Raw genomic sequence first — 22,030 nt, forward strand, 5'->3', positions numbered from 1 at the left:
AGTAGGGTTGCAGTTGAATGCCGGCCGGGTTGCCGGACGCATGCCTGCCAACGGCCGTGAGAGGACAAACGTGTTCTATTGGGTCATGAAGAGGATCTTTCTGGGTCCGATCCTCAAACTCCTGTTCCGCCCCTGGGTCAAAGGCCTGGACAATGTCCCTGAGAACGGCGCAGCAATCCTGGCATCCAACCACCTTTCCTTTTCGGACTCCATCTTCCTTCCCCTGATGGTGCATCGCCCGGTGATCTTCCTGGCGAAGTCGGAGTACTTCACCGGCAAAGGGCTTAAAGGACGCCTGACGGCATTGTTCTTCAGGCTGAGCAACCAGCTCCCCATGGACCGGTCCGGAGGCGCCGCGTCCGAGATGTCGCTGCAGGCAGGCAAAGACGTCCTCACGTCGGGCGGCCTCCTGGGTATCTACCCCGAAGGCACGCGAAGCCCCGATGCCCGGCTCTACCGCGGCAAGGTGGGCGTTGCCCGGCTTGCCCTGCAGACCCGTGTTCCGGTGGTTCCGGTAGCCATGATCGGCACGGAGAAGGTCCAACCCATCGGCAAGAGGCTTCCAAGCATTCGCCGCATTGGCATTATCTTTGGGCAACCCTTGGACTTCAGCCGCTATTACGGCATGGAGGACGACCGCCTGGTCCAGAGGGCGGTCACCGACGAAATCATGTACGAACTGATGCGCCTCTCCGGCCAGGAATATGTGGACGAGTATGCCGCCGTCGTCAAGGCACGGCTGGCCGGTAAGGGGCCGGAGCCCCTCCACAAGCTCGAAGGGACGGAAGACGCCGTCGCGGACATCGCCGAAGACAGGGACGACCCCAATCCCGAAGGCCAGGAACCACCAAGGAAACTGTGACGTAGACGGCGGCATCAGTTACGCCTGCAGTGCCTCAACCCCGCCGGAGGCTACTACTCTTGAAGGGTGACTGAGCTAACCGCGAACACCGCACCTTCCACAGTAGATCCCCTCGCCAGCACCGCCCAGAGCGGAGCGGCAAACTATCCCGGGCTGGATGCCTGGCGTGACCTGCCGATTTCGCAGCAGCCAACGTGGTCGGATGCCGATGTCTTCAAGGCCTCGGTCAACGAACTCTCCGTTGTTCCGCCATTGGTCTTTGCCGGAGAAGTGGATGTTCTTCGGGAACGTCTGGCTGCCGCAGCCCAGGGCAAGGCGTTTCTGCTCCAGGGCGGAGACTGCGCAGAAACGTTCGAGGCTGCCACGGCCGACAAGATCAGCGCACGCGTCAAAACCATCCTGCAGATGGCCGTGGTGCTGACCTACGGCGCAGCAATGCCCGTGATCAAGATGGGACGGATGGCCGGCCAGTTCGCCAAGCCGCGTTCGTCCAATGACGAGACCCGCGACGGCGTGACTTTGCCCGCTTACCGCGGCGACATCGTCAACGGCTACGAGTTCACACCTGAGTCCCGCGCACACGATGCCGGCCGCATGTTGAAGGCCTACCACACCTCGGCTTCCACCCTGAACCTGATCCGTGCTTTCACCCAGGGCGGCTTCGCTGATCTGCGCCTGGTGCACCAGTGGAACAAGGGATTCACTGAAAACCCTGCCCATGCACGCTACGAGTCGCTGGCCCGTGACATCGACCGCGCCATTATGTTCATGGATTCCTGCGGGGCAGACTTCGAGGCACTGAAGCGCGTTGAATTCTTCGCCAGCCATGAAGCATTGCTGCTGGACTATGAGCGCGCCCTCACCCGCATCGACTCCCGTACAGGCCTCCCTTATGACACCTCCGCCCACTTCCTCTGGATCGGGGAGCGGACCAGGGAACTTGACCACGCGCACGTGGACTTCCTGTCGCGTGTCCGGAACCCCATTGGCGTCAAGCTCGGGCCGACCACCAGCGGTGACGACGCCCTGCGCCTCATCGACAAGCTGGACCCGAACCGCGAACCCGGCCGCCTGACGTTCATCACCCGCATGGGCGCGAGGAACATCCGCGAAAAGCTGCCGGCCGTCGTCGAGCGTGTCACGGCATCCGGTGCCCAGGTGCTGTGGGTGACCGATCCGATGCACGGCAACACGGTGACCTCACCCAACGGCTACAAGACCCGCAACTTCGACGACGTCATCGATGAAGTCCGTGGCTTCTTCGAGGTGCACCACTCGCTCGGCACCGTCCCCGGTGGTCTGCACGTTGAAATGACGGGCGATGACGTCGCTGAGTGCTTGGGCGGCGCAGACCCGATCGACCAGGACGCATTCCTGGACCGCTACGAGTCCGTATGCGACCCGCGCCTGAACCACATGCAGTCGCTGGAGATGGCGTTCCTGGTGGCCGGCGCCCTGTCCAAGCGGTAGCTGACAGTCCCCGCTGCCACAGAAGAAGGCGCGGTCCGGATTTCTCCGGGCCGCGCCTTCTTGGGTACTGGGTCGCTGCGTGGCCGGGTTACTACACCACTGTCAGCGTCACGACCGATTCTTCGGGTGCCTCGGTATTGACGGGATTCTGATCCCGTACCGTTCCAAAGAAGCCGCCCAGGATCTTGTTGATCTCTACCTTGAAGCCCAGCTTCTTGAGTTCTTTCTCCGCTTCGGCGGCCTGCTTCCCGATGAAACTCGGTATCTTGACCATCTTTGGTCCCTTCGAGACCGTCAACGTCACCGTCTCACCCTTGACGAGCGTGCCATTGGCGGGCGCCTGCGAGACAACCGAGCCTTTGGGGACGGACTTGTCGTTCACCGTCTCCGGGGCGATCACGGCTTTCAGCCCGGCATCCTGGATTGCCTTGACTGCCGCGTCCTGCGCAAGACCCCGTACATCCGGGACCGGGATGGGCTGGGGACCCTTGGAGACGACCAGGGCAATGGGAGTGCCGTGCCTGACTTCCGTGCCCTTCGCGGGATCCTGGGCGATGACCACGCCGGCAGGCACTTTGTCATCGAAAGCCTCAGTGACGTTGCCCAGGGCCATCTGGGCTGAATTCAAGGCAGTTTTGGCTTCGTCCAGGGTGCCGCCGGTGAGGTCCTCGAGAGGGAAGAGCTGGGCTCCCTTGGACACGAAAAGGGTGATGGGCTGAAACTTCCGGACTTCGGCACCTGACTCCGGCTTGGTGCCAACAGCGAGGCCGGAGAGGATATCGTCATCGAAAACATCCTGGGGTTCTGACTGGAAGCCGGCAGTGCGAAGCAATTGCTGGGCCTCGGCGACAGTCTTGTTCTTGACGTCCGGAACGGTGCCTGGCGACCCCGGCCCCATGCCGAAGAACCAGCCGGCGCTTGCCGCGAGCAGCGCAAGAATGACGATCACCACGGTCCAGATCAAGCCACGACGGCGTGGATTACCTTCCCGCAGTGGTCGGACCGGGGTTGCCGCCGCACGGGCCTGGTCCTTGGCCTGCTGCCGTTCGATCCGTTTTAGGTCCCTTTTTCCGGGCGGGCGTGACTCCACCTCCGTGGCACCCTTTGGCGACTGGTAGGACGCGCCACCGGCGGCCATGATGGTGGTGGGGTTGCTTTGCCGGGCAATGAATTCCGTTGGTGATGCCGTGGTGGCAATGGCTTCAGTGGCGTTCGTGTCCGGCCCGGAGGCTGCCATGGCTGTGGTGGGAGCGGCAGGGAGGACAGCGGTGGCTGACTGTTGCTTGAGATCCAGCTGTTCGTCGGTGAGCGTCGTTCGGATGTGGCGCAGTTCAGTCAGCAGTGCGGACCCGTCGATGGGCCTGTTCTCTGCGTCAACGGAGGTGCACCATTGCACCAGTTCGTCCAGGTCTTCGGCCAACCCGGGGGCTGCGTCCGACGGGCGGCCGACAGAGGCGTTCACGTGCTGGTAGGCCACATGGATGGGGGAGTCGCCGTTGTACGGTTGCTTGCCGGTCAGCATTTCGTAGAGCATGATTCCGGCCGAGTAGATGTCGCTGCGGGCATCGGCAGGCCGGCCAAGGACAAGCTCCGGAGCCAAGTAGGCCACAGTCCCGATCAGGGCCCCGGTGCTGGTGTTGGCAGAGATGGCCCTGGCCAAACCGAAATCCCCGACCTTGATCCGCCCATCGTCTGCGATCAGGACGTTCTCAGGCTTGATGTCGCGGTGGATCAAGCCTGATGAATGGGCGGCCGCCAGACCTTCGATCACGGGATCGATCAAGGCCAGGGCGAGGCGCGGGGGCAGCGCTCCTTGGGTATTGAGGACATCACGGAGGGTGTGCCCCTTGACGTACTCCATGACCAGGTACGCGATATGGCCGTCTTCGCCTTGATCCAGGACGCCGACTATGTGGGGGTGTGAGAGGCTGGCTGCGGCTTTTGCTTCGCGGCTCAGGCGCTCCAGGAAGGTCTGGTCGTTTGCCAGATGCGGGTGCAGGACCTTGAGGGCCACGTCGCGCTCCAGGCGTCTGTCAGTGGCCAGGTAGACGGTGGACATTCCCCCTTTCGCCAAGCGGGAACGGACCACGTAGCGCCCGTCCACGGTGGTACCGATGAGGTGGTCCTGCGTTGCTTCTTGCACCATACGATCCTAAACGAGACAGGGAAGGGGCCCGAATCCCCGGTGGGATGCGGGCCCCTTCCGAGGGTGCTGCAACAGGCCTAGCCGAACGTGCGCTGACGTGCCTTGATCGATTCGACGTAGCGCTTGGTGTCCTCGTACATACCGTACTTGCTCACCGAATACTGTCCCTGGTAGTAACCGGCAATGGCCGTATCGAGATCCTTGCTGGTGGCCACCAGGACGCGGATGATCGCGACGCCGGCCGTGGCGTTGTCGTAGGGGTCCAGGAGGTTGAGTTTCCGGCCAACCAGGTCAGAGGCCCACTGGCCGGAGGACGGAATGACCTGCATGGTGCCAATGGCGTTGGCCGGGGAAACGGCCCGCTGGTCAAAACCGGATTCCTGCTCTGCGAACGCGAGGGCCAGCGACGGGCTGACGCCCATGCGCCGTGCCGTGTCAGCCACAATGGTTTTCATCTCAGCGCGGCTGGGCACCGGCGAAGCGTTGAGGAGTGCCTTGTTTTCATTCGCGGAGCTGACCACGGCCGGGGGATAGGTGAACCCCAGGAATGTGCTGGGCACCAGCGGTGTGGTCTCTCCGGCAGGCTGCAGGCTGCCGCCGGGGATGGTCAGCTTCTGGCCGGGGTAGATGACCGTGCTGGCGTTCACGTTGTTGGCCGACATGAGTGCGGAGAGCGAAACGCCCAACCGTGAGGCGATGGAGCTGAGGGTGTCGCCGGCCTTGATGGTGTAGGAACCCGTGCTTGCCAGGGGGGCAGGTGCTGGTGCCGGCGCTGGTGCGGGTGCCGGAGTTGCGGGCGCGGACGGCGCCGATCCGCCACTGACCTTGATTTTTTGGCCCGGGTAGATGATGGAGCTGCCATTGAGGTTGTTCCAGCTGAAGATGCTGGACAGCGGAACGCCGTGCTTGGCCGCAATGCCGCCGAGGGTATCGCCGGAGACAACCGTGTAGACGGTGGCGGTGCTCGCGGTGCCGGAGGCAGGCGGGGCGCTGGGCGCCGGGGCCGACGCAGCCGTTCCGGTGAGCTTGATGCTCTGCCCCGGGTAGATCAGCGTGGTGGGGGTCAGGTTATTCAGCTGGAGCACCGCGGACGTGTCGAGGTTGAAACGTCGGGCGATGGCGCTGATGGTGTCGCCTCGAACCACGGTGTAGCTGTCCGGGGTTGCGGGGGCCATCGGGCGGAGCGCCGCGGGAAGCGTGGCGGCCACTGCCTGCGCGGGGATCACCGTACCGGTCGTGACTGCCTGGGCCTTCATGGCGGCAGCGAGCGTGGCCGGTATTTTGCGGGGTTGGGGTGCGGGCGCTGCGATGGACGGTTGGGCCAGCGCAAGCGACGACAAAACCACAGCGGGAAGCGCGGCCGTGGTCGCCGCGATAACGGGCATGCTCATGGTTCGTTTCGGCGAGCGGGGCGTCGTCATGAAGGAGTCCTCATCTCAAACAGCGGGGGTTGATTGTTAACGCTGTTGTCAGTGTTGCCAATGTTACTGATGTTATCAATGGTGCAAGTGTGATCAGTGTGAATCTCTCATACTTATTCCGTGGACACAACAATTCCCGCGGGGGAAGATTCTTGATGCCATTTGTTGGTATGGGAATTGCAGGTAATAAGGGCTTCGACGTGGTCCCTTTCGGGCTCCGGCTAGGCGACGGGTGGGCCGGCATGGCAACCTTGATCCGTGAGTAATGTAGAAAGCCTTGTTTCCGAGTGGTTGCCGCTTCCGGATGTTGCCGGGTTGCTGGAAGTTTCCATCACCAAAGTCCATGGACTTTTGGATGAGCGTGCGCTCGTCGCCGTCAGGCGGGGAGAACGGAATATCCGCTCCGTCCCGGCCTTGTTTATTCAGGATGGCCATGTTGTGGACAGCTTGAAGGGGACCATTGCGGTCCTTAGTGACGCCGGCTACAACGACGAAGAGTTGATCACCTGGCTGTTTACTCCCGATGAATCACTGCGTGGCCGTCCCATTGACGCCTTGCGTGAGGGGCGTAAAACGGAGATCAGGCGCCGCGCCCAGTCCCTGGCCTGGTAATTGCGCCGGTTCACTTCCTAAAGCGGCAACTACTTAAAGCGACGACGACGGCGGTCCCCAAACCGCCGTCGTCGTCTCATGTCCTCTTTGCCTTGCTCCGCGCGGCTGACCTGCACCCGGTGTCAGGCTGCGCGGCTGACGGCCGCTTCGGCCAGTTCTCCCAAAGCCTGCAGCGGGAGTGCATCCAGTGGCAGGCGTTCCAACGCTTCGAATGCGTCAGTGCTCAGCTGCGCGATCAGCGATTCCGTCGCGTCCAGAGCCCCGCAATCAACCATGAGATGGCGGATCCTGGCAACGTCCTCCTCAGCGAGTTCCGGGTTCCCCAGCATGCGGTCAAGGTAATCGGCTTCGGCCGCCGAAGCCTGATTAAGGGCAAAGCCAACCAGCACAGTGCGCTTGCCCTCCCGCAGGTCATCTCCGGCCGGCTTTCCTGTCGTTGCTGGGTCTCCAAAGACCCCAAGAACGTCATCGCGCATTTGGAACGCTTCACCGAGCGGGAGCGAAAAACCGGAGTACCCGGCAAGTAGTTCCGTGGAAGCGCCGGCAAGGGCACCGCCCAATGCCAGCGGATGTTCCGTGGAGTACTTGGCTGACTTGTAGCGGATGATGGAGCGGGCCCGGTCCACCGATCCCGCCCGGTCGCGCACGGGGCCGGCCACCTCTTCAAGGATGTCAAGGTATTGACCGGCCATCACCTCTGCCCGCATCACGTTGAAGATGCGGCGGGCAGGGCTCCCTGAAACGGCGCGGGGCCCAATCCCGGTAAAAGCCTCTTCGCTGAAGGAGAGACAGAGGTCACCGGTCAAAATTGCGGCAGCATCTCCAAAATGTTCGCTGTCCAGGGCCCAGCCGTTCGTTTCATGAAGCTGGCTGAACCGTTTGTGCACGCTTGGGCCGCCGCGCCGAGTATCGGAACGGTCGATGATGTCGTCGTGTATCAGTGCCGCAGCCTGGAAAAGTTCCAGGGCACATCCGGCTGTGACAATGTCCGCGTCGCCGGCGGGGCCGCCTGCGCCGCGCCAACCCCAGTAGCACATCAACGCCCTCAGCCGCTTGCCGCCGGTTACCAACGTCGAGATCGACCCGATGAGCGGATCGACGTCGGGTGAAACGGTAGCCATGACGTCGCGCTGTCCCGACAGGAAACTGCTGAGGCTGCCGGCGACGCCTTCAATGTATAGGGCCTGCTCTGACGCGACGGGGGACGCTGACGTCACTTGATGGACCCGGCTGCCACATTGGCGCCGATGGTGAAGGTAGAGACGCCTTCCTTTTGCATGATCGAGACATTCACTGTTTCACCATCACCGCGGACAAAGTCCAGGGAGGTGACGTTGCCCACCGCTTCCGGTCCGGGGACAAGCTTAAAGCCCTGAGCCTCGAGCGAGGACTTGTAGTAGTCCACCACGCCCTGCGGAGGCGCTTTGACGGTCCCTACCAGCGCCACGGTGGCCAGGGAGGCGTTCTTGTCGAAGCTGCTGGACCGTACCGAGGTCTTTGGCATGACGGGAATGAGCTTCTCAGGGAATCCGGGAACAAGCGCATTGACCGTGGCCGTGGCATTGGGGTCGGGTGCGCTGGACTCGGTGAACCCGGTGGTTTCAGGCGAGGGGGTGCTGCTCGCCGAAGACGCTGTCCCGGAGGGTGAGGGCGCCGGCGAAGCTGACGAAGATGAAGCAGCGCCGGTGGATGACGGAGCCGCCGAACCGCTGGGGGACGGCGTGCATGCGGAGACCGCCACTGCGACACTGACTGCGAGCAGGGCAAACCCTCGCGATTGAGGAGTTCCAAAGAGCTTCACAGGGTATCCTTCCTGGGGCTGAGCCGGACTTTGCCTCCAGTTTAGTCAGTGCCCGGGCATAGTATTGCCGTTGTGAGGCAGGAAGCACCCGGCGGCGAGTCAAGCGCTGGACACAGACCGGCCCGCAGCGCTGAAGAAGCCCTGCGGGAATTGAGGCGAACCAGCATCCTGCACGTGGATATGGACGCATTCTTTGTCTCCGTCGAACTCCGCAGCCGTCCCGAACTGCGGGGCAAGCCCGTGATCGTGGGATTCCCCGCGGACAGGTCCGTGGTCCTCTCTGCTTCCTATGAAGCCCGGACCACAGGGGTCAAGTCGGCCATGCCGATGTCCATTGCGATGAGGCGCTGTCCAGCGGCGGTTGTCATCAATCCCCGCCACACTCTGTACTACGAGGTCTCAGCGCAGCTCATGGAGATCTTCGGGTCCATTACGGACCTGGTGGAGCCTTTGAGCGTGGACGAAGCTTTCCTGGACGTTGGCGGGGCCATCCGCCGGCTGGGCACGCCCTTGGAAATTGGCCACCTCATCAGGCGCAGGGTCCAATCAGAGCTTGGCATCACGGCTTCCGTGGGGATTGCCGGCACCAAGTTCGTTGCCAAGATCGCCTCCACCCGGTGCAAACCCGACGGCATTTTGCAGATCGACGCCGAGGACACCCTTTCCTACCTTCACAGCCTTCCTGTCAGTGCCCTCTGGGGTGTGGGTGGCAAGACCGGGGAGGTCCTGGCGCGTATGGGCATCCGAACGGTCGCCGATGTGGCCGCCACACCCTTGTCCTCGCTGAAGAAGGTTCTTGGCGCAAGCGGGGAACATGTGTACAGGCTCTCCATGGGAATTGATCCCCGTCCAGTGACGCCCACCAGGGTTGAGAAGAGCATTGGTGCTGAAGAGACCTTCTCCGTAGACACAGCAGATGAAGAACTGCTGCACAGAGAGTTGTTGAGGTTGTCCCACCGGACGGCCAGCCGTCTCCGGAGTTCCGGAATGCTCGCACGGACGGTCGCCTTGAAGCTCCGGTATGCCGATTTCTCCACGGTGTCCCGGAGCCGCACTGTGCAAACGCCGGTAGACAGTGCCCAGTTGATCTACCAGGTGGCCATGCAGCTGCTCGACTCCTTGGGTCCGCGTTCCATGAGCGTCAGGCTGGTGGGAGTGCGGGCGGAGCAATTGGAACCGGCAGGTCAGACGTCGATGCAATTGAGCCTGGACCGCCGGGATGACAACTGGCGGGCAGCCGAGCAGGCCCTGGACAGGGTTTCCCAGCGATTTGGTTCCAAAACCCTGCTTCCGGCCCGGCTCCTGGAACCCGGTAAACCTGCCTCGGAGGCCTGAACCCTGTGACCTTGGTCCCGCACGGCCCCAGGCGTCTTTCAGAACGGCCCCGGACAAACTATCCTATTTATTACAGAGATTTAGATCGTCTGGACAAACTGTTTCCTGAACAGTCGGCCCTGAGGTATCCGCTGAACAAGAGGGTATTTTGGGAACGAAATTCTTGGTCCGATCGTTGGGGTAAACAGACGCACAGGACGCGTTATGTCCAGACGCTGGCTGACTAAAGGAGGTCGCGATGCCCCTCTCGGAGCACGAACAGAAGCTGCTTGAGCAACTTGAAAAGCAACTTCATGAGGACGATCCGAAGTTTGCCAACACCATGGGTTCGGATCCCATCCGCAGCTGGTCGACCAGGCACGTCATCATTGGCGTCCTTGGGGCAATCGCCGGCATTCTTCTCCTGCTGGTCGGCGTCTCGCTGCAGGCGATACCTGTGGGTGTCCTCGGCTTCATAGTCATGGGTGCTGGCGTGTACTTCGCGACGTTGCGTGGAGCGGCTTTCGGGAAATCCGGTAAGGGAAAGCCCGCCAAGGCCAAGCCCAAGAGCACATTCATGAGCAGCCTCGAAGAGCGCTGGGATGAACGGCGCCGCGACGACCACTGACGGAGGGCGTGTCACTTCTCCGGCAGCAGGCCATCGTGAGTCAGTCGCGCCCCTGAGTCCGCTCGTGGATCAAACACTTCCAAAGCTTTGACAAGGACCCGCCAAGCGGGTCCTTTCGCATTTAAGGGTTGCCACGCCGGGCCCCTCCATTTCCCACCACCAGCTCCACTTTCCTCCCGCCGAAAGCGGTTTTGGGGTGCAAAGCGCTTCCCAGGCGCCTTTCAGCTTGCCGGCGCGGGACTTGGACGTCGGCCGATGCGTCGATACCTCCACTTCACTCCACCCCCGGAAAACCCGCGGCAATTCGGCCCCGAGGAATCTCAAAGTGGTGGAGAAACGCCTACGGGTGCGTTGACTGTGGTGCGTTGTGGAGTAAAGTGGAGCACATAAGAGGGTAGTGGCAGTGTTGGGTATGTACGGGCACCTTGACTGAGGGGCGGTGGGGCCAGTGTTTCTGGGCACTCACTCGCCGCGTCTCGATGAAAAGGGCCGGATCATACTTCCCGCCAAGTTTCGTGAGGAGCTTGCAGAGGGACTGGTCCTCACAAGGGGCCAGGAGCGCTGCATCTACGTCTTCAGCCAGAAGGAATTCGAACGTATCCACGAGTCGATGCGGGAAGCGCCATTGTCTTCCAAGCAGGCACGTGACTACATCCGGGTCTTTCTGTCCGGAGCCTCGGACGAAGTACCTGACAAGCAGGGGCGCGTGACCATTCCACCGGCGCTCCGTGCATACGCAGGCTTGGGAAGGGAGCTGGCAGTGATTGGTGCCGGCACCCGGGCCGAGATCTGGGATGCAGACGCTTGGAACGAGTACCTCAACGAGAAGGAAGCAGCCTTCTCGGAAACGGATGACGACAATCTGCCCGGGTTCATCTAACCGGTCGGTGGAAGCAGTACCGCTTCTTGAATGGGATCTCCAGCCGCCCATCGGACAGTCTTCCTGGCTCAACTTCCCCTGAGCCAGGCCGGCGGACGATAGGCGCGGATGGGGATCCGGTTCAAGAATCACCATGCACGTAACTGAGGAAAGAGGAGGCAGCGTGGAAGAGCAGGACGCGGCAAAGCCCACATCGGAGCGCCACGTGCCCGTCCTGAAAGACCGCTGCATCAACCTGCTCGCTCCCGGCTTCGAAGCTGCCAGGAGCAGGGGAGAGACTCCTGTTGCCATCGATGCGACTCTCGGCATGGGCGGGCACTCCGAAGCGATGCTGCAGCGCTTTCCCGATCTTCACCTCGTTGGCATTGACCGGGACGAAGAAGCACTTTCACTGGCCGGCGCCCGGCTGGAGCCCTTTTCGCAGCGCACTGACCTTGTTCACGCCGTCTATGACGAGATCGAGGACGTGCTGGCTGACCTCGGAATTCCGGAGGTCCACGGCATCCTGATGGACCTGGGAGTTTCCTCGCTGCAGCTGGACGAACGCGAACGTGGATTCGCCTACTCCTATGACGCTCCTCTGGACATGCGCATGGACACGAGCCGCGGGCAGACCGCCGCCGACGTCGTGAACACCTACAGCGAAGAAGATCTTGTCCGCATCATCCGCAAATGGGGCGAGGAGAAGTTCGCCGGACGGATTGCCAACAGGATCGTCAACGCGAGGGCAGAGAAGCCATTTGCCACCACGGGCGAGCTCGTGGAGCAGATTCGCAGCGTGGTTCCTGCCGCCGCAGCGAAAAGCGGGGGACACCCTGCCAAGCGCACCTTCCAGGCTTTGCGCATCGAGGTCAACGAGGAACTCGATGTCCTGGAACGCGCAGTTCCGGCCGCAGTGGCCGCCACGGCGTTGGGTGGCCGCGTGGTGGTGATGTCCTATCACTCGCTGGAAGACAAGATCGTCAAGTCCGTATTCCAGAAGGGCTCGAAATCCTCGGCGCCGCTCGGGTTCCCGGTGGAGCTCGAGGAACACAAAGCTGAATTGAAGACAATCACCAAAGGCACGGAAGTGCCCACAGCGGCAGAAATCGCAGAGAACCCGCGCGCGGCTTCTGCGCGGCTGAGGGCCGTCGAACGCATCAAATCGAGGAGAGACGCATGAGCAACGCCGCAGCGAGGACTTTGCCCTCCGTGGTGGGCAACACTGCCCGCGCGCTTCCAACACCGGCAGGGAAGCCGGATGTCGCCCGCCGGCCGCGCACGCCGCTCTCCGTTGTACGCAGTGCTCCCGGCAGGCGCAGGACCCCCTTCGTGGTTCTGTGCTTCGTGGCCATGGCAGCGGCGCTCCTGACGGTCCTGGTGCTGAACATCTCCGTGTCGACGGCGCAGTACCAGCTGGTGCAGCTCAAGGCGCAGGCCGCGACCCTTAACAAGGAAAACCAGGACCTGACACAGAAGAAGCAGAACTTCGAAGCTCCCCAGAATCTGGCCGCCAAGGCTACAGAATTGGGTATGGTTCCTTCCACGGTCAAAGGCCAGATCGACCTGAACACCATGACGGTGACCGGGAAGGCTACTCCCGCAGTCAAGGGCGACAGCCCCGGGGCTGTTCTTGCTCCTCCGGCCGTCGGGGGCGTATTGGATGTTGTTCCCTCGGTGACCACCAAGGATCCTTTGGAGAACCTCAAGCCAGTCACCCCCGCGGCGCCGGCAGCGTCGGCCGCGCAGGCAACTGCGCCGGCAGCTCCGGCGTCCCCGGCAGCGAAACCGCCGGTGGATCTTCATGGAGGGTCGGTCCCGGCCCCCCAGCAGAAGACTCCCGGACAGTAGTCCATCCGTCCACTGAACCAAGGCCAGCAGCAAGGAATCAACGTGGCTCAGAACCCCGGCACATCGAATAAAACGAAGACGCCGGCGGCACGAAGGCGGCTGCGCGTTGGGCTCGGCATCATGCTGACCCTGCTGCTGGTGGTCGGGGGCAAGTTGTTCATGGTCCAGGGCCTGGACATGGGCGGGATGGCCGAGGCTGCCCTTGCCAAGCGCCTGACCCCCCAGGTCCTCCCCGCTGAGCGTGGGCAGATCCTGGACGCGAACGGCACTGTTCTGGCCAGCAGCGTCATCCGGTACAACATCGTCGTCGACCAGACCGTGAATACGAACACCGAGACGTTCCACCGCTACAACGAGAAAACGGAAAAGCTCGACGAAATCACGCGTGACCAGGGCATTGCTGATCTTGCGGCCTTGCTCGGGACCGACGTCGCCAAGGTCCGGGAGTCCCTGACGGGGGATAAGCGCTACTTTGTGGTCGCCAAGGACATCAAGCCTGAGCTGGAGGACCGGATTACCAAGCTCTACATCCCGGGACTCAAAGCTGAAGGCATCAGCAAACGCGTCTACCCGAATGGCAGCGTGGCCGGCGGGGTAGTGGGTTTCCTCAAGGACGGGACCACCGGCCAGGCGGGCATCGAGCAAACCCAGGACGAGATTCTCCGCGGTACTGAAGGCAAGCGCGTCTTCGAGATCGGTGCCGACGGCCTCCGTATTCCCGTGGCCACTGACGAACTGACACCTGCCGTCGACGGCAGTGACGTCAAACTGACCATCAATACCGACATCCAGTACTTCGCTCAACAGGCTATTCAGAGCCAGGTCAACAAAATGAATGCCGAGTGGGGTTCGATCGTCGTGATCGACACGAAGACCGGCAACCTCATCGCCCTGGCCGACACCAATGCCCCGGACCCGAACGACCCCGGCAAAGTCGACGCCAAGGACCGTGGCGTGCGTTCGGTGACTGCCGCCTACGAGCCCGGCTCCGTCCAGAAGATGATCACCGCTGCGGCGGCAATCGAGGAGGGCAAGTCCTTCCCGCTGGACCACTTCACCATTCCGCCCGCATACACCATTGACGGGCAGACCTTCACGGACGCTTTCGAGCACGGCACCGAAGAACGCACACTCGCCGGCATCCTGGGCTGGTCCATGAACACCGGCACCGTGATGGTCGGGAGCCGCCTGAGCAAAGAGCAGCGGTATGACTGGCTGAAGAAGTTCGGCATCGGAGAGCAGACGGACATCGGGCTGCCGGCCGAAGCGACGGGCATCCTCGCCACGCCAGACCAATGGGATGAACGCCAGCAGTACACGGTGCTCTTCGGACAGGGCGTGTCGCAGTCGACGCTGCAGACGGTCCGGGCCTTCCAGAGCATCGCCAACAACGGGGTGATGCTCCAACCCCGGCTGATTGACGGTTACATCGGCCCCGACGGCCAGGAGCAGAAGGCCCCTGCCAAGGATCCGCGCCAAGTGGTCTCGAAGGAGACCGCCCAACAGGTCAGGGACATCTTGGAGAGCGCAGTGACCGAGGGACAGATCAAGGATGCCGCCATCGACGGCTACCGTGTCGGCGCCAAGACCGGTACGTCCCAAGCCCCGCGTGAGGACGGACTGCCGGGCTTCGATGGCTACACTGCCTCGATGGTTGGCATGGCCCCCATGGATGACCCCCGGTTCATCGTTGAAGTGGTCTTGCAGCGCCCCAAGGGAAACATCTATGGAGTCACCAACGGCCCGGTGTTCCGGTCAGTGATGGCACAGGTCCTGAGGACCTACAACGTGGCCCCATCCACCGGGACTCCCGCGCGGCTGCCCCAGTTCGTCAAGTAAGCTTCTTGGGCGTCTGTTTCGGTCACCATTCGATCCACCACTAACGGCCCGGGCGCCGCTGGCCCCCGGCCGGTCGTTCCACGAGCACCAACGGAGAACCACGTGTCAGAGCACAAAGAGGCAGCTTCCAATACCGCGACGCCGGATGCCGGACGGTCAGCTTTCCGTCCCGCATCCGTTGCTGCGGTGCCCCTGGCAGCCATAGCGGGAGCGCTGGGAGTAACGGCCCCTGACGGCAGCCAGGACCTTGGCGTCACCGGCATCACGCTCAATTCCCGTGCCGTTGAACCGGGCGATCTCTACATGGCCCTGCCGGGCGCCACGCGCCATGGTGCCGATTTCGTGCCCCAAGCCGTGGAGGCCGGTGCCGTCGCAGTGGTTACGGACGACGCCGGTGCACGCCAGCTTGCGCTGGCAACCGAGCAGCCCGTCCCTGTCCTCATCATTGCGGAGCCGCGGGCCGCCGTCGGGCCTTTGTCCGCGCTGATCTATCGCAGCCAACCGGAGGATGCGGCCTTCCCGTCGCTTTTCGGCGTCACGGGGACCAATGGCAAGACCACCACCACTTACTTCATCAACTCGCTGCTGCGTGCCTTGGGCAAGCAGCCGGGCCTGATCGGGACCATCGAGATAGTGGCCGGCGGAGAACCCATCCCGAGCCTCCTGACCACTCCGGAGTCCCCGGATGTCCACGCACTGCTCGCATTGATGCGGGAGCGGGGCCTGGACGCGGCGTCCATGGAGGTTTCATCGCACGCGATCTCCTACCGCCGGGTGGACTCTGTCATGTTCGACGTCGCAGGATTCACCAACCTCACCCAGGACCATCTGGACCTCCACGGCAGCATGGAGGAGTACTTCAACACCAAGGCTGAACTCTTCACCGCCGGACGCGCACGCCAGGCTGTTGTCACGGTCGACGACGAATGGGGCCGCAAGCTTGCCGGCCTGTCGGACATTCCGGTCACCACACTTTCAGCGGCTTCTTCCAGTGGCGCCCCGGACGCTGACTGGCACGTCGCGTCCATCAACCCGCGCGGGTTGGGTTCGGAATTCGAACTGCACCACACGGACGGCCGGACCTTGCGGGTCCACACCGGCTTGCCGGGCGACTTCAACGTGGCAAACGCGGCGTTGGCTACCGTCATGGTCCTGGCGTCCGGGGTAGATGAATCCGAGCTCCAGGACGCCTTGGATGCCCACGATCCTTTTACGGTTGCTGTTCCCGGGCGCATGCAGCTCGTCTCCACGGAGCCCGCCGCCGTTGTTGATTTTGCCCACAATCCCGATGCCCTGGCCCGTGCACTGATGGCGGTCCGGTCACCGGAGGAAGAGTCACGCGTCATCGTGGTTTTTGGCGCCACAGGACAACGTGACCAAGGCAAAAGGCCTACCATGGGCGCAATCGCGGCCCGTCTGGCCGACGTCGTGATTATCAGCGATGACGACCCCCACGATGAGGATGCCGCCGCCATCCGCGCTGAGGTGCTGGCGGGCGCCTTTGCTGCGCGGGAGGGAGAGAACCTGGGCAGCGAGATCATCGAGTCCTACCCGAGGGATGCTGCCATCCGCCTCGCCGTTGACCTGGCGACGGCGAAGGACACCATCCTCATCGCAGGACGCGGCCACGAGGTGTGGCAGGAAGTACAAGGCGTAAACCTCGCCCTGGACGACAGGGTCGAGTTGCGGGCCGCCTTGACATCCAAGGGATTCAGCGTTTCATCGGACCAGCGGATAGAGTCCTAAACCGAGATGATTGCACTTACTGCGGCGGAGATCGCCGACATCACCCATGGCCGTTTGACCGGAGATCCGGGCATCGTGCCCTCCTCTGTGGTTACTGACTCACGGGAGGCGATGCCCGGCTCGTTGTACGTGGCCAAACCCGGCGAGCACGCCGATGGCCACGACTTCGTCGACGCCGCGTTTGAGCGTGGCGCCGTTCTGGTCCTCGCCGAACGTGAGGTGACCGATGCCCACGGCAGCCCATATCCCGCCGTCGTGGTCGACGACGCTGTCCTGGCCATGGGCGCCCTGGCGGCTGAAGCGGTCCGGCGCATCCGGGCCGACCGCGAACAGCGCGGCGAGCAGTTCACGGTCATTGGAATCACCGGCTCAGCCGGCAAGACCACCACCAAGGATCTCCTTGCCGGCGTGTTGTCGACGGCAGGCGCCACTGTGGCGCCACAGGGCTCGTACAACGGCGAGGTGGGTGTTCCGCTCACGGTTTTCGCCGCTGACACCGATACGCGCTTCCTTGTCATCGAGATGGGTGCCACCGGCCTGGGCCACATCAAGTACCTCGCGGAGATGGTCAAGCCGGACATCGGTGTAGTCCTGGTAGTCGGGACCGCCCATGCCGGCGAATTCGGCGGTGTGGAGAACATCGCCAAAACCAAGGGTGAACTGGTCGAAGCCCTTAGCGAAAACGGCACTGCGGTCATCAACCTCGACGACGGCCGCGTAGCTGCCATGCGCGCCCGCACCAAGGCCAAGGTCCTGGGGTTCACGGCCTCGCCCGCTACCACCGAAGAGGTGGAAGCCCGCAACGTCGTGGTCAACGACCAGGGCTTCCCCGACTTCGACCTCATACTTCCCGACGGCGGCCCTTCTGTTCCGGTGCGGAGCCGCCTGATCGGTGGCCACCACGTGACCAACCTGCTCGCAGCTGCGTCAGCGGCTTTTGCGGCCGGGATTCCAGCCGTCGACATCGCCTCGTCACTCAGCTCCCAGTCGGCAGCCAGCCGTTGGCGCATGGAGCGAACAGAACGTGAAGACGGCGTGACCATCATCAACGACGCCTACAACGCGAACCCGGAATCCATGCGCGCTGCTCTGCGCACTCTTGCAGACCTTGGACAAGGCAGGAGGACCTGGGCTGTCCTTGGCGCCATGCTCGAGCTGGGCGAAGACTCCATCCGCGAACACACTGCGGTTGGCACTCAGGTGGTCCGGCTGAACATCTCCAGGCTGGTGGTGGTGGGACGCGAAGCCCGCGCCCTCTATGTCTCTGCCATCCAGGAAGGCTCCTGGGGGGATGAATGTTCCTTCACCGAGACTGTGGAGGAAGCATACGAACTCCTGCAGAACGAACTCAGACCAGGCGACCTCGTGTTGTTCAAGTCCTCCAATGGTGTGGGGCTCAGGCACTTGGGGGATCGGATAGCATTACCTCCACGGGCCGAGCCCACCGGAGAAAGCGCGGCTGAAGCTGCCGCAAGCGAAGGGAACGAGCAGCTGTGATTGCACTTTTGATCGGCGCCGGCGTCGCCCTTCTGGTGGCCTTGATAGGCACACCCCTCTTCATCAGGTTCCTGGTAGCCAAGAGTTACGGGCAGTTCATCCGCGATGACGGCCCCACTTCGCACCACACCAAGCGCGGCACCCCCACCATGGGCGGGACCGTCGTGGTGGCGGCTGTGCTCATCAGCTACTTTGTGACGCACCTGATCATGTGGATGATGAACCCGCGGTCCGCCGGGCCATCGGCGTCAGGTCTTCTTCTGCTGTTCCTCATGGTCGGCATGGGCTTCGTGGGATTCCTGGATGACTACATCAAGATCTCGAACAAACGCAGCCTGGGCCTGAACGCCCGAGCCAAACTCATCCTCCAGGCAGCCGTTGGCATCATCTTCGCCGTGCTCGTCCTGCAGTTCCCGAATGAGGACGGGCTCCGTCCGGCCTCGACGCAGATCTCGCTGGTACGGGATATTCCCTGGCTGGATCTCGCCTTCGGCGGGACAGTACTGGGCGCTATCTTGTTCATTGTCTGGTCCAACCTGATCATCACGGCAGCAACCAATGGCGTGAACCTGACAGACGGCCTGGACGGGCTGGCCGCCGGAGCATCCATCATGGTCTTCGGCGCCTACACCATCATGGGTATCTGGCAGAACAACCAAGCATGCGGTTCACCCAAGGAAGCGGGCAGCGGTTGCTACCAGGTCCGCGACCCCATGGATCTGGCCTTGCTCGCGGCCATCCTCAGCGCAGCCCTGGTCGGGTTCCTCTGGTGGAATACGTCACCGGCCAAGATCTTCATGGGCGACACCGGCTCGCTGGCCATCGGCGGAGCCGTGGCAGCATTTGCCATCCTTTCCCGGACTGAGCTGCTGTTGGCTTTCATCGGCGGCCTGTTCGTGCTCATCACCCTGTCGGTCATCATCCAAGTGGGCTTCTTCAAGCTCTCAGGCGGTAAACGGGTGTTCAAAATGGCCCCGCTCCAGCACCACTTCGAACTGAAGGGCTGGGCCGAGGTCACCGTGGTGGTCCGCTTCTGGATCCTCGCCGGGCTGTTCGTGGCCGCAGGCCTGGGAATTTTCTACGCTGAATGGGTGGTGCTGCTGTGAACGAGGCCCCTGGAACCATGTCCTCTTCATCCGACCGGCTCAAGGAGCTGACCAGCTGGGATTCCAACTGGAGCGGGCTGCGGGTCGTGGTGACGGGTATCGGCCTGTCCGGTTTTTCCGCTGCCGACACCCTGATTGAGCTCGGAGCCAAGGTACTAGTGGTGGACGCCGCAACCACCGACAAAGCCAAAGCTCAGGCAGACACCCTGAAAATCGTCGGCGCCGTTGACGTCCTGCTGGGGGAGGACGCTGTCAGCACCCTCCCGCTGATTGAGGACAGCCTGCCCGACCTCGTGGTAACTTCTCCCGGCTGGCGTCCGGATCAAGCCCTGCTGGCGGCGGCCAAGCGCAAGCACATCGCCGTATGGGGCGACGTCGAATTGGCGTGGCGACTCCGGGTCCGTGAAGGGCGCAAGACCACCGACTGGCTGACCATCACCGGCACCAACGGCAAAACCACCACGGTGGGGATGACCGAGTCAATGCTGCAGGCTGCCGGCTTGAAGGCCATCGCGGTCGGCAATGTTGGAACGCCGATCCTGGACGCCCTGCGGGACCCGGTGGACTATGACGTCTTTGCTGTGGAACTGTCCAGCTTCCAGTTGCATTGGAGTCACTCGCTCTCGCCCGTGGCAAGTGTGTGCCTCAATGTCGCGGAGGACCATGTGGACTGGCACGGTTCCTATGCGTCCTACCTCGCGGACAAGGCCAAGGTGTACGAGAACACCCAAAAGGCAGCGATCTACAACGCCGAGCAAATCGAAACCGAGCGCATGGTCGAGAATGCGGACGTTGTGGAGGGTTGCCGGGCCATCGGTTTTACCACCAACACTCCTGCCATCAGCATGCTGGGCGTCGTGGACGGTCTGCTGGTGGACCGCGCTTTCATCGCCGAACGCAAGGATTCGGCAGCGGAACTGGCCGCGATGACAGATCTTGGCCCGGTGGCCCCGCGCCACATGGTGGCCAACGCGCTGGCCGCCGCGGCACTGGTCCGGGCCTACGGTGTGGAACCCTCGGCTGTGAAGCAGGGACTGGTCAACTACCTCCCCGGCGCGCATCGGATCCAACTGGTAGCCAAGCACAACGACATCCTGTGGATCAACGACTCGAAGGCGACGAATCCGCATGCGGCATCGGCGGCACTCTCGGCCTTCCAGAACGTGGTGTGGATTGCCGGCGGCCTGTCCAAGGGCGTCAACTACGACGAGCTGGTCAAGGAACATGCACGGCGGCTCAAGACCGTGGTGCTCATCGGAACCGACACCGCCTCGCTGGAGGCCTCCCTCCAGCGACACGCGCCGGATGTCCCGGTGATAGCCCAGGCCAAGGGTGACACTGAGAGTGTGCAGACCGCAGCCGGTAACGCCGCTTCGCCAATTTTCGGCGAGACCATCATGGCCCAGGCCGTGGCGTCCGCAGCCGGAGTGGCAACCTCGGGCGATACCGTCCTCATGGCACCAGCGGCTGCATCCATGGATCAGTTCTCTTCCTACGCTCACCGTGGCGACGCATTCGTCCAGGCAGTTCGCGAGCTTGTGGAAGGGCAGGCACAGACCACCGAGGAGTAACAATGGTCAGCACGCCCACCCGCACCCGCGGCAAAGAGCCACGGGACGGGAAGAACAAGGCCACGCCCCCGGCCGCCAGGCAGCCCAAAGGGTTACGCCGGCACTGGCGCAGCTTCTGGGAGAGCCTAGAGGGCAAAAGCAAGGCGCCCAACAGCTCCACTTATTACCTCATTCTCGGTTGTGCCCTGGCGTTGACGGCCATTGGCATCATGATGGTGTTGTCCGCTTCCAGCGTCGAAGCCATCTCGGAGGGAAAGTCCCCCTACGCGGATGCGTTGAAGCAGGCCGTGTTCGGCGTCGTCGGCCTGGTCGCCATGTACGTCATTTCACGAACCAACGTGAACTGGATGAAGAAACTTTCCTGGTGGGCTCTTGGCGCCGTCGTGGTCCTCCTGGCCTTGGTCCAGGTCATGGGCAACAGCGTCAACGGAAACAAGAACTGGATCGACATCGGCGGTGTCACACTCCAGCCTTCGGAGATGTCCAAGCTGGTCCTTTGTGTCTGGATTGCCGCCGTGCTTGCCCGGAAACAAAAGCTCCTTAACCGGTGGATGCACGTGATCATCCCGGTTGTGCCGGGTGCCGGACTGGTCATCGGTTTGGTGATGCTCGGTAATGACCTCGGAACAGTCATTGTCATTGCAGCCATCGCCGCCGCAGGGCTCTACTTCGCCGGCGTTCCGGGGCGCATGCTCGGCATCGCCGGCGCCGTGGGTATCGTCGGGGCTGTGCTGGCCACCGTCAGCAGCTCCAACCGGATCTGCCGCATCACGTCATGGCTCGGAACGGCGTCCGCGACGTGCACCGAACAGTTCGACTTCGATTTCCAGTCAACGAACGGCATGTACGGCCTGGCCCAGGGTAGCTGGACAGGTCTGGGCCTTGGCCAGAGCCGGCAGAAGTACAACTGGCTTCCGGAAGCCCACAACGACTTCATCTTCGCCATCATCGGTGAGGAGCTCGGCCTTGTGGGAACCATTGTGGTCCTGGTGCTGTTTGCCATCCTGGGCATTGCGATTTTCCGGGTCGTGGTCCGCCAGACGGACCCGTTCCAGCGGACCCTTGCCGGCGGCATCATGGTGTGGCTCCTGGGCCAGGCGAGCATGAACATGGCGGTGGTAACGCAGTTGCTGCCGGTGGTGGGAGTGCCTTTGCCGTTCATCTCATATGGCGGTTCGGCGCTGATCATCTCCCTGTGCGGTGTGGGCGTAGTGTTGTCCTTGGCCCGCGGCCAGCTGCCACCCCAGCAACGTCCACGATTCCTGCCGCGCCGCTCACCCAAACCCGCACGAAAGCGTACCTAGCAC

The 22,030-nt window shown here is 62.7% G+C and carries 19 protein-coding genes; 15 read left to right on the top strand and 4 right to left on the bottom strand.

Translation table 11 applies throughout. From position 1 onward, the window contains the following. The first annotated feature begins 70 nt into the window (after positions 1 to 70). Both PYR64_RS06530 and PYR64_RS06535 read left to right on the top strand, forming a co-directional pair. Complete coding sequence (locus PYR64_RS06530) at positions 71 to 862, top strand: lysophospholipid acyltransferase family protein (RefSeq protein ID WP_026267377.1); 792 nt, start codon at positions 71 to 73, stop codon at positions 860 to 862. Positions 863 to 928: 66 nt separating this feature from the next. Beyond that, entirely contained in the window at positions 929 to 2,332 is a 1,404-nt protein-coding gene (locus PYR64_RS06535) for a 3-deoxy-7-phosphoheptulonate synthase class II (protein ID WP_039240719.1), read from the top strand. 91 nt (positions 2,333 to 2,423) lie between these two features. Here the strand turns inward: PYR64_RS06535 and pknB are convergent, their stop codons facing one another. Then, positions 2,424 to 4,478 (bottom strand): Stk1 family PASTA domain-containing Ser/Thr kinase, encoded by a 2,055-nt coding sequence (gene pknB / locus PYR64_RS06540; RefSeq protein ID WP_039240721.1) that lies wholly within the window; start codon positions 4,476 to 4,478, stop codon positions 2,424 to 2,426. A gap of 77 nt (positions 4,479 to 4,555) precedes the next feature. Continuing rightward, on the bottom strand, positions 4,556 to 5,899 hold the full coding sequence (locus PYR64_RS06545) for a LysM peptidoglycan-binding domain-containing protein (RefSeq protein WP_026267378.1): 1,344 nt from the start codon (positions 5,897 to 5,899) through the stop codon (positions 4,556 to 4,558). Positions 5,900 to 6,157: 258 nt separating this feature from the next. Between PYR64_RS06545 and PYR64_RS06550 the strand changes: the two genes are divergently transcribed. Further along, on the top strand, positions 6,158 to 6,511 hold the full coding sequence (locus PYR64_RS06550; RefSeq protein WP_018779279.1) for an Rv2175c family DNA-binding protein: 354 nt from the start codon (positions 6,158 to 6,160) through the stop codon (positions 6,509 to 6,511). 122 nt (positions 6,512 to 6,633) lie between these two features. Here PYR64_RS06550 and PYR64_RS06555 read toward each other — a convergent pair whose 3' ends face one another. Both PYR64_RS06555 and PYR64_RS21740 read right to left on the bottom strand, forming a co-directional pair. After that, positions 6,634 to 7,728, bottom strand: coding sequence for a polyprenyl synthetase family protein (locus tag PYR64_RS06555; protein ID WP_064723220.1), 1,095 nt, complete (start codon positions 7,726 to 7,728; stop codon positions 6,634 to 6,636). After that, positions 7,725 to 8,015 carry a hypothetical protein gene (locus tag PYR64_RS21740; protein WP_018779281.1) on the bottom strand — a complete coding sequence of 97 codons (291 nt, stop codon included), beginning with the start codon at positions 8,013 to 8,015 and terminating at the stop codon, positions 7,725 to 7,727. The genes PYR64_RS06555 and PYR64_RS21740 overlap by 4 nt, the downstream gene beginning before the upstream one ends. On the opposite strand from PYR64_RS21740, the gene PYR64_RS21745 reads away from it, so the two are divergent. The 12 genes from PYR64_RS21745 to ftsW all read left to right on the top strand — a co-directional run bounded on the left by PYR64_RS21745 (position 8,014) and on the right by ftsW (position 22,027). Further along, a complete protein-coding gene (locus PYR64_RS21745; protein WP_306765510.1) occupies positions 8,014 to 8,292 on the top strand; it encodes a hypothetical protein in 279 nt (92 codons plus the stop codon). The two genes, PYR64_RS21740 and PYR64_RS21745, sit on opposite strands and share 2 nt — an antisense overlap. Before the next feature lie 92 nt (positions 8,293 to 8,384). Continuing rightward, on the top strand, positions 8,385 to 9,647 hold the full coding sequence (gene dinB, locus PYR64_RS06565) for a DNA polymerase IV (protein WP_275779009.1): 1,263 nt from the start codon (positions 8,385 to 8,387) through the stop codon (positions 9,645 to 9,647). Between the two features lie 238 nt (positions 9,648 to 9,885). Beyond that, the gene (locus PYR64_RS06570; protein ID WP_039240730.1) at positions 9,886 to 10,254 is read left to right on the top strand and encodes a DUF3040 domain-containing protein; all 369 of its coding nucleotides are present in this window, start codon (positions 9,886 to 9,888) and stop codon (positions 10,252 to 10,254) included. Positions 10,255 to 10,702: 448 nt separating this feature from the next. Next, the gene (gene mraZ / locus PYR64_RS06575) at positions 10,703 to 11,134 is read left to right on the top strand and encodes a division/cell wall cluster transcriptional repressor MraZ (RefSeq protein WP_018779285.1); all 432 of its coding nucleotides are present in this window, start codon (positions 10,703 to 10,705) and stop codon (positions 11,132 to 11,134) included. Between the two features lie 133 nt (positions 11,135 to 11,267). Then, on the top strand, positions 11,268 to 12,296 hold the full coding sequence (gene rsmH / locus PYR64_RS06580) for a 16S rRNA (cytosine(1402)-N(4))-methyltransferase RsmH (protein WP_051088534.1): 1,029 nt from the start codon (positions 11,268 to 11,270) through the stop codon (positions 12,294 to 12,296). After that, positions 12,293 to 12,964: a hypothetical protein gene (locus PYR64_RS06585; RefSeq protein ID WP_018779287.1), complete on the top strand. Its 672-nt coding sequence runs from the start codon at positions 12,293 to 12,295 to the stop codon at positions 12,962 to 12,964. Before rsmH ends, PYR64_RS06585 begins: the two co-directional genes overlap by 4 nt. A 42-nt stretch (positions 12,965 to 13,006) precedes the next feature. Next, positions 13,007 to 14,803, top strand: a complete 1,797-nt coding sequence (locus tag PYR64_RS06590; protein ID WP_018779288.1) for a penicillin-binding protein 2 — start codon at positions 13,007 to 13,009, stop codon at positions 14,801 to 14,803. Between the two features lie 102 nt (positions 14,804 to 14,905). After that, positions 14,906 to 16,549: a UDP-N-acetylmuramoyl-L-alanyl-D-glutamate--2,6-diaminopimelate ligase gene (locus PYR64_RS06595; protein WP_055977791.1), complete on the top strand. Its 1,644-nt coding sequence runs from the start codon at positions 14,906 to 14,908 to the stop codon at positions 16,547 to 16,549. A 6-nt stretch (positions 16,550 to 16,555) separates the two neighbouring features. Next, the gene (gene murF, locus PYR64_RS06600) at positions 16,556 to 18,046 is read left to right on the top strand and encodes a UDP-N-acetylmuramoyl-tripeptide--D-alanyl-D-alanine ligase (protein WP_189075740.1); all 1,491 of its coding nucleotides are present in this window, start codon (positions 16,556 to 16,558) and stop codon (positions 18,044 to 18,046) included. Beyond that, positions 18,043 to 19,152, top strand: a complete 1,110-nt coding sequence (gene mraY / locus PYR64_RS06605; protein WP_018779291.1) for a phospho-N-acetylmuramoyl-pentapeptide-transferase — start codon at positions 18,043 to 18,045, stop codon at positions 19,150 to 19,152. Before murF ends, mraY begins: the two co-directional genes overlap by 4 nt. A gap of 17 nt (positions 19,153 to 19,169) precedes the next feature. Next, complete coding sequence (gene murD, locus PYR64_RS06610) at positions 19,170 to 20,723, top strand: UDP-N-acetylmuramoyl-L-alanine--D-glutamate ligase (RefSeq protein WP_229778592.1); 1,554 nt, start codon at positions 19,170 to 19,172, stop codon at positions 20,721 to 20,723. A 2-nt stretch (positions 20,724 to 20,725) separates the two neighbouring features. After that, the gene (gene ftsW, locus PYR64_RS06615) at positions 20,726 to 22,027 is read left to right on the top strand and encodes a putative lipid II flippase FtsW (RefSeq protein WP_275779018.1); all 1,302 of its coding nucleotides are present in this window, start codon (positions 20,726 to 20,728) and stop codon (positions 22,025 to 22,027) included. Positions 22,028 to 22,030 lie beyond the last annotated feature (3 nt).

The organism is Paenarthrobacter sp. Y-19, from assembly GCF_029223985.1.
Lineage (GTDB): Bacteria > Actinomycetota > Actinomycetes > Actinomycetales > Micrococcaceae > Arthrobacter > Arthrobacter nicotinovorans.

Excerpts from the sequence above, each read along its gene's own strand:
- pknB (WP_039240721.1), bottom strand. The coding sequence starts at position 4,478 with ATGGTGCAAGAAGCAACGCAGGACCACCTCATCGGTACCACCGTGGAC.
- PYR64_RS06545 (WP_026267378.1), bottom strand. The coding sequence starts at position 5,899 with ATGACGACGCCCCGCTCGCCGAAACGAACCATGAGCATGCCCGTTATC.
- PYR64_RS21745 (WP_306765510.1), top strand. The coding sequence starts at position 8,014 with ATGACGGGAATGAGCTTCTCAGGGAATCCGGGAACAAGCGCATTGACC.
- PYR64_RS21740 (WP_018779281.1), bottom strand. The coding sequence starts at position 8,015 with ATGCCAAAGACCTCGGTACGGTCCAGCAGCTTCGACAAGAACGCCTCC.
- PYR64_RS06570 (WP_039240730.1), top strand. The coding sequence starts at position 9,886 with ATGCCCCTCTCGGAGCACGAACAGAAGCTGCTTGAGCAACTTGAAAAG.
- rsmH (WP_051088534.1), top strand. The coding sequence starts at position 11,268 with ATGCACGTAACTGAGGAAAGAGGAGGCAGCGTGGAAGAGCAGGACGCG.
- PYR64_RS06585 (WP_018779287.1), top strand. The coding sequence starts at position 12,293 with ATGAGCAACGCCGCAGCGAGGACTTTGCCCTCCGTGGTGGGCAACACT.
- murF (WP_189075740.1), top strand. The coding sequence starts at position 16,556 with ATGATTGCACTTACTGCGGCGGAGATCGCCGACATCACCCATGGCCGT.
- murD (WP_229778592.1), top strand. The coding sequence starts at position 19,170 with ATGTCCTCTTCATCCGACCGGCTCAAGGAGCTGACCAGCTGGGATTCC.
- ftsW (WP_275779018.1), top strand. The coding sequence starts at position 20,726 with ATGGTCAGCACGCCCACCCGCACCCGCGGCAAAGAGCCACGGGACGGG.